Consider the following 6,578-nt stretch of genomic DNA (forward strand, 5'->3'; position numbering starts at 1 on the left):
CTTTTCACAAGAAATATTTGCGGCTAAACCTTTTGAAAAGAAATATATCGTGCAATCTTCCGGCCGTAACCCACTGAAAAGGGCGAACTTCCTCCCAGAGACGGGGTGGGGGAGGGGGTGGCGGTTCGCGGGTACGGACCGGGGACAAGGCTGACATTTTGAACCGGGGACATTGTTGACACTGCCACGGGGTGCATGAGGCCGTACAACGTCCTCATGCCCTGGAGAGCGAGCTGCGCGATGGAAGAGAAGCTGCACTTTGTCTTTGAGTATGAGCGCGATGAGGAGACGATGAGGGAGCTGTGCAGCCGGTATGCGATTTCGCGGCATTGCTCTCGATTGCGTTCAGAGCTTGCTCCACCCGGCCAGGAATAGCACCCCCGCCGCAACCAGTGTCACGTCGATGATCAGCACAAACACACGCTCCGGCAGCCGATCAACGACCCGCTTCCCGGCGAACGAGCCCGCCACCATGATCGGCCCCAGCGCCAGTCCGCTCATGATCGCGTGCAAAGGAAGAATCGCCGACTCGCGATACGCGATCAATTTGGCCACGTGCATGACCACCGTCGACAACGCTTCAGTCCCGATATACGCACCCTTCACCAGGCCATAGGCCAGAAAAAACGGCGCCATCAGCGGCCCCACGCTCCCCAGCAGAGCCGACAAAAAACTCGCCGCCGCGCCGATCAGTGCAAATGACTTGAGCGGCGTTCTGAAAGTTCTGAGTTTCGGCAAGTGCCGAATCACCACAATGAGAATGAGGAATGCCCCCAGCACCCGCGTCAGGGCAGCAAGCGGCGCATGTGCAAAAAGCAATCCTCCCGCCAGAGCCATCGGCACGCCGCCCAGAGCGAACCACGCCACCACCCGCAGGTCGAGTTCATGCCGGTTGAACCACACGCGGCTCGCGTTTCCGATCAGTTGCGCGACAGTGAGAATCGGGATCGCTTCGCGCACGCCGAAGATGGCCACCAGCATCGGCAGCAGCACCGCCGCGCCGCCAAATCCAGAGACGGCCGCCAACAGCGCCGCTATGAACGCGACGACGGCGAGAAGGAGTAATCGAAGCGATTCAGGCAGGATGCTCTCCCGAGCGAAGACCCGGAATCAGATGCCCATGTAGTTTACAAAGTCACGGATGGCGCCGAGATGAAATCTGCCGAGCCCGGCACAAATCGGCACTATGCGCGGCCGGCAAACTCGCGCGTCTCGGTGTAGACCTTCACCTTTTCGCCCTCTTCGACAAAGAACGGCACCTTGATTTCGAGCCCGGTCTCGAGCCGTGCGTGCTTGGTGACCGCGCCGCTCGCCGTATTGCCGCGTGCTCCCGGCTCCGTGTAGGCCACGGCCAGTTCCACCTTCTCCGGCAACTGCAGGCCGATGGGGTTGCCATTGAATTTGTCGATCTTGATGATCACGCCTTCGGTCAGGAACTCAAGCGCATCACCGAGTTTCTCCGGCGTCAGCGCGATCTGGTCGAATGTCTCCTGGTCCATGAAATACGAAGCATCTCCATCCGAGTAGAGATACGAAGCCTCCACTGTCTCCAGGTCAGGCTCCTTGAACTTCTCCCCGGCCTTGAAGGTTTTGTCGAAGACGGCACGTGTAAGCAGGTTGCGCATTTTCAGCCGCACCAGCGTCTGTCCGCCGCGTGCGGTCGGTGTGGACACGTCCACGTCCAGGCAGTAATAGGGAGTGTTTTCAAACTCGAAGTACATCTTTCGCTTGATATCGATCGCGTCAATCAGTGCGGCCATGCGGATTCCTTCTCAGTATCGCTCTCAATTTTAATAGGTCGATGAGACGTGCCCAGGATGGGTCAGAATCCTGGTTCCCGCAACGGTGCGGCAACCGGAAACTGACTACTGAGAACATCCTTCAAGCATTCAAAGGAGCGCGCAGTTGGTTGATCGCGGCCGTGAGATCGGCCGCCAGTGCATGCTGCGTCTCGTTGCTCAGCTTGACGCCACCCTGCGTCAGGTAGAAAACGTCGATCGCGGTTTCGCCTTCCGTGTCGATAAGCGCAACCTCTATGTTGCATTTATGCGTGCTGAGCGTAAGCGAGATCTGCCGCAGTAGCCCCGATATATCCTGTGCCACCACCTGCAGAATTGTGGAATGCGTAGAGGACTCCGAATCGAATTGCAGGCGCGTCGCGACTTCGACTTTGGCGTTCGCTGGATTGCTCGCGTGGCGTCGCGCCTCCAACATCTGCTCCACGGGAACCTTCTGTGCGACCACATCGTGCAGGTAATCGAGAAAGCGGTCTTTCTCACTTGGATTCAGTTCAATAGTGCGAAACACGTCCGTAAACTGAAAGCTGTCCACGACCACGCCGGCATCGTTCGAGAACGCGCCCGCCTTCACAATGTTCATGCTCCACGCCGCCAGCGCGCCGGCGACGTCGGCAAACAACCGGCTGCGGTCCCGCACAATTACGGTGAGATCGAAAAGTTGCCGGTGAGGACGAAGATCAAGCTGGACAGGATTCTTGTCGAGATCGCTGGCCAGCTGAAAGTGGTTGCGAATATGCTCCGGCAGCCGGGTCTGCAAATATCGTTGCGGCAGCCCTTCAAGGAATTGCCGTAGAGCGTCGTACTGGTTCGGCGGCACCATGGAGCGAATGCGATTCAGCAACGTGGGATCGATGGCCGCGTGATACCGCACTTCGTCCACGCTGCGGTCCATGAAGTTCGCCGTCGCCATGTAAAGTTGCCACAAGTTCTCGGCCTTCCACGGTGTCAGCGCTTCCGGATTGACGGCCTTGATGTCCACATAGGTCATCAGCGTCAACATCTTCAACAGAGCCGGGCTGCCGATCTTCTCTGAGAACGCGCGCACGTTTTCGGCGTCGAAGATATCCCTGCGCAGAGCGTTTGACATCTCAAGATGGAGCCGGATCAGCTTGAGAACCTGGTCGCGTTCCTCGGTGTCAAAGTCCAGCCGGGCCATAAAACTATCAGCTAGTTCGACGCTCTGTCCCGTATGTTCGCCGCTGCGCCGGCCCTTGCCTGTGTCGTGCAGCAGCAGCGACAGCAGGAACAGATCCAGGCGGTCAATCTCCGGCAGCAACTGCGCCAGACGGTGTTCGTAATCGTGCGCCGGCTGGCGCAGGCTGTGTACGTTGTCAATGGTCAGGAAGGTGTGCTCGTCGACCGTGTAGCGGTGATAGCTGTCGCGGATCACCAGCGCATCGATGCCGTGGAATTCTGGAATCAGCATCTCCAGCACACCGAGTGCGTGCATCGTCCGCAGCGCATGCGCCGCATGCGGCCCCAGCAATACTTCGCGCAGCGCGTTCCAAAGATAAGGACCTTCGGGAATATGAATGGCCAACGCCGGCAGAGCGTCGGTGATCCGGTCTTCCGCGGCTTGCGACAGTGCGTAGCCATGAGTCGCCATCAGCGAGAAGATACGCAGGATCGCTGCCGTATCGCTGAATTGCGCGCCGGGAAGAATATCGATGCGCCCCTGGTCGAGAATGAAGTCCGTGCCCGCGATTGGCGTCCTGCGTCGGCGGAACTGGCGGTAAAAACTGACCGGCGCCGGCAGATGTTCCATCAGCAGCGCGGCTCTTCGGTAGATCACGCGCGCATGCCGGTAGTAGGTGCGCATCCAGTATGCCGGGTCGGCCGTGCCGCGCGTTTCGAGGCCGATGGAATTAGCTGCTGCTTCATCCTGCGACTGCCAGTCGAGCGTATTGTCGTCGCGCCCATGCCGGAAGTGGAGAAAGCAACGTGCCGCGGCGAGAAAATCAAACGCTGCCTCTGCGTCGCCGCGCGCGCTCTGGAAGACGCCGCCACGCTGCCGCGGCCACTCTTTGGTCTCCTTCAGATGGAATAAGAGCGCAAACCAGACCGCCAGGTGATAGTCGCGCAGCCCTCCGGGACAATCCTTCAAGTTCGGCTCGAGATGAAAGATGGTGTTGCCGTATTTGGCATGCCGGGCGCGGGCAATCTCGCCCAGCTTCTGCGTGATCGTATTCCATTCGCTCAGCACCAACCCCGGAAAGACCGTCTGGTGCAGTTGCTGGTAGAGAGGGAATTGGCCGGCCAGAAAACGCCGGTCCAGCGTCGCCAGGGTGAACTCGAGATTGTCCGGATCGAAGCGTCCGGCTTCCTTCACCGTACGGGAGCTTGGACTGGCCCGCAGCCCGATATCCCACATGCCCTGGATAATCGCGCGGGCGATGTCCCGGGTCTGCTCCTCGGTCTTCTCATCGGCAAAGGCGAAAAGCACGTCGATATCGGAGAAGGGAAAGAGATCCTTGCGCCCGTACCCTCCCAGCGCCAGCAGAGAGACATTTTGCGCCGCCTGTCCGGCAAACGCGCGCCGCCACATCTCAATGAGGATACGGTCAACCACCGCCGAGCGCCTTCGGATCGCAGCGGTGCCGTCTCCGGTGCGCTCGTAGGTCTGGCGGACAAGCGCCATCTCCCGGAGATACTGATCCCGTAGATCGTCAACCGCTAAAACGAATGGATTCATGTGTGTAGTTTTGTGAAGGCTCGCCGAAGCTTAATGATGTTTTAACAGAATAAACGATGCTAGTGTCCACGACAGCCTAGCACCGCATATATACCGTGCGCGGTGCCTCTTGGCACAGTGTCCACATGTGTCCAGCCCGTACACTCACGATTCCTTCACCCTCATATCCGGAGCACCAATGTTTGAGAAGCAGGGAAAGTTCTACGCCGATTGGCGCGACCGCGCGGGCAAGCGTCTGCGCAAATGTTTCACCACCAAACGCGCCGCCCTCCAGTTTGAAGCCGAGCAGAAAGAGCTCGCCCACCCAAAACCATCGGCGCGGGGACAACGCTCGCCTCACTCCTCCGCGCCCAGTATCTCGGCCTGCCCTCCAGCAACGCGCAGCACCAAGCGGCCAAACGTCTCATCGCTCAAGCTGGTGACCTCGCGCCACAAAAGCTAAGTGGAGCGCACATCGCCGACCTCGACGACGCGCTCTATCGCTCCCACTACGCCCCCACCACCAAGGCGCTGCTCTCTTCCGCGCTCCGCCGCATCCTGCGCTGGCTCTGGGAGTACCACAGCGCGCCCAAGCTCGATCACGAGATGCGCAGCTATCACGGCATCCGTCCGCGCGGTGTCACCGTCCAGCGCACCGAGATTGACGCGCTACTCGATGCCGCGCCGCCGTTCCTCCGCCTCTGGTTGCTCCTCTGTTCCGATCTCGCCATTCGCTCCGGCACCGCCGCCCGTCTCGGCCCAGATCAGTACGACTCCGCCGAGCAAATCCTGCGCTTCACCACCAAGCGCCAGGCACGTCTCACTCTCCCGGTCACCGCGGAAATCGCAGCGATGCTCAAAACCTGCGACCTCTCCAATCCGGTGTCCTTCGTCCGTCAACTCTGGATGCAGAAGCCCTCACAACACGGACGCCGCCCCAATCCCAACGCCACATCTGCCGACCGCCTCCGCGTACTCTTCCGCAAACTTTGCATTCAGATCGGCATCACCCGCCGCATCACGCTCCACGACCTCCGCCGCACCACCGCCGTGGGAATGCTCCGCCTCACCCACGACGTGCGCGACGTGCAAGCCATCCTCGGGCACCGCAGCCTACAGTCGACCATCTGGTATCTCGATCACGATCTGCGACCCGTCCCGCGCCACAATCTCGAACTCATCAAGCGATCCAAACCAGAAACCAAGGAGCACACCGCATGAGAACTTGCCTACTCCTCCGCCCAACGATCTACGCCAGCGCCGCCGACGCGTCCCGGGGTCCCCACGGACAGGTCCACGTCCGTGGGGTGGTCGACAACACCAGCCGCATCGAGCGGTCCCTAGACGAATGCAAAGACCGCTGGTCCACCGCCTACACCGTCGCCCAAAACAAAGGCTTGAGCGCGCAAAAGGCGCTCCGCATGGCCTCCGTCGCCTACAAACTCGCCATGCCAAAGATGGATACAAGGCCCAGCATTCGCGCCGCAATTGCCTGCATTGCCCAGGGTATCCAGCTCGAAGTATTCGACGGTCGCGACGGCTCCCAACTCCTCTACGCCGCACAAGTTGCATTGAGCACGCTCACAGAAAGGAAGCGCAAAAAGTGACCACCCCCACCCCCGTGCCCGCCGATCCACGCCAAGCACAAACCTCGGGTGCCCCATCCATCGCACACGCGATGGGTGGGAAAGCAACGAACCCCACGCCAGCCGGCTACAGCCACCCTCACCGCCCCGGAGCTGCCAAAGCCCTAGAGCCGACGCACAGCGCAGAGTCGCCGCCGCCAGCAAGGGCACCACACCGGCCCGCAACCGCATGGTGGCGATCCTTCACAACGCCGCCATGGACCTCTGGGACGTAGCCACCGAAGAAGACGCTGCCCAGATGTGGGAAGAAGCCCGCGCCATCGCCAGCCGCATCCTCGCCGCCTGCCCAACTGCCTAACCACCGCGCGACTTCCCCCGCGTACCATTGCTCAAGTAGTAGTCATTATGGTGTGACCGGCTCGATGCGCTAGTCGTGGGTTAGGCTGAGTTTGTTAAGAACTTTAGTCCAGAGCCACAAGCGGAGGGAACCGGTCATGACTGAGAAGTTACGATTTTTGGGTT

8 protein-coding genes are annotated in these 6,578 nt (G+C 60.2%); 4 read left to right on the forward strand and 4 right to left on the reverse strand.

The window, feature by feature from the left end; all coding sequences use genetic code 11:
* Window positions 1-345 precede the first annotated feature (345 nt).
* From WCA10_RS13415 to WCA10_RS13425, 3 genes are all read right to left on the reverse strand, one after another.
* Window positions 346-1,086 carry a sulfite exporter TauE/SafE family protein gene (locus tag WCA10_RS13415; protein ID WP_472823043.1) on the reverse strand — a complete coding sequence of 247 codons (741 nt, stop codon included), beginning with the start codon at window positions 1,084-1,086 and terminating at the stop codon, window positions 346-348.
* Window positions 1,087-1,184: 98 nt separating this feature from the next.
* Window positions 1,185-1,760 (reverse strand): elongation factor P, encoded by a 576-nt coding sequence (gene efp / locus WCA10_RS13420; RefSeq protein ID WP_472823036.1) that lies wholly within the window; start codon window positions 1,758-1,760, stop codon window positions 1,185-1,187.
* A 121-nt stretch (window positions 1,761-1,881) separates the two neighbouring features.
* Window positions 1,882-4,491 carry a [protein-PII] uridylyltransferase family protein gene (locus WCA10_RS13425; RefSeq protein ID WP_472823037.1) on the reverse strand — a complete coding sequence of 870 codons (2,610 nt, stop codon included), beginning with the start codon at window positions 4,489-4,491 and terminating at the stop codon, window positions 1,882-1,884.
* A 178-nt stretch (window positions 4,492-4,669) separates the two neighbouring features.
* Here WCA10_RS13425 and WCA10_RS13430 point away from each other — a divergent pair, with 178 nt between their 5' ends.
* On the forward strand, window positions 4,670-4,933 hold the full coding sequence (locus WCA10_RS13430) for a hypothetical protein (protein ID WP_472823038.1): 264 nt from the start codon (window positions 4,670-4,672) through the stop codon (window positions 4,931-4,933).
* Here WCA10_RS13430 and WCA10_RS13435 read toward each other — a convergent pair.
* Window positions 4,930-5,073 (reverse strand): hypothetical protein, encoded by a 144-nt coding sequence (locus tag WCA10_RS13435; RefSeq protein ID WP_472823039.1) that lies wholly within the window; start codon window positions 5,071-5,073, stop codon window positions 4,930-4,932. The genes WCA10_RS13430 and WCA10_RS13435 overlap by 4 nt on opposite strands.
* 3 nt (window positions 5,074-5,076) lie before the next feature.
* Here WCA10_RS13435 and WCA10_RS13440 point away from each other — a divergent pair, with 3 nt between their 5' ends.
* From WCA10_RS13440 to WCA10_RS13450, 3 genes are all read left to right on the forward strand, one after another.
* The gene (locus WCA10_RS13440) at window positions 5,077-5,691 is read left to right on the forward strand and encodes a tyrosine-type recombinase/integrase (RefSeq protein WP_472823040.1); all 615 of its coding nucleotides are present in this window, start codon (window positions 5,077-5,079) and stop codon (window positions 5,689-5,691) included.
* Window positions 5,688-6,077, forward strand: a complete 390-nt coding sequence (locus WCA10_RS13445) for a hypothetical protein (RefSeq protein WP_472823041.1) — start codon at window positions 5,688-5,690, stop codon at window positions 6,075-6,077. The genes WCA10_RS13440 and WCA10_RS13445 overlap by 4 nt, the downstream gene beginning before the upstream one ends.
* Window positions 6,078-6,285: 208 nt before the next feature.
* The gene (locus tag WCA10_RS13450; protein WP_472823042.1) at window positions 6,286-6,414 is read left to right on the forward strand and encodes a hypothetical protein; all 129 of its coding nucleotides are present in this window, start codon (window positions 6,286-6,288) and stop codon (window positions 6,412-6,414) included.
* The last annotated feature ends 164 nt before the right edge of the window (window positions 6,415-6,578 follow it).

It is taken from the genome of Occallatibacter sp. (assembly GCF_049582745.1).
GTDB lineage: Bacteria > Acidobacteriota > Terriglobia > Terriglobales > Acidobacteriaceae > Telmatobacter.

Bases quoted from the DNA above. Each gene is read 5' to 3' on its own strand.
- efp (WP_472823036.1), bottom strand. From the start codon at position 1,760: ATGGCCGCACTGATTGACGCGATCGATATCAAGCGAAAGATGTACTTC.
- WCA10_RS13440 (WP_472823040.1), top strand. From the start codon at position 5,077: ATGCGCAGCTATCACGGCATCCGTCCGCGCGGTGTCACCGTCCAGCGC.
- WCA10_RS13445 (WP_472823041.1), top strand. From the start codon at position 5,688: ATGAGAACTTGCCTACTCCTCCGCCCAACGATCTACGCCAGCGCCGCC.
- WCA10_RS13425 (WP_472823037.1), bottom strand. From the start codon at position 4,491: ATGAATCCATTCGTTTTAGCGGTTGACGATCTACGGGATCAGTATCTC.
- WCA10_RS13430 (WP_472823038.1), top strand. From the start codon at position 4,670: ATGTTTGAGAAGCAGGGAAAGTTCTACGCCGATTGGCGCGACCGCGCG.
- WCA10_RS13450 (WP_472823042.1), top strand. From the start codon at position 6,286: ATGGTGGCGATCCTTCACAACGCCGCCATGGACCTCTGGGACGTAGCC.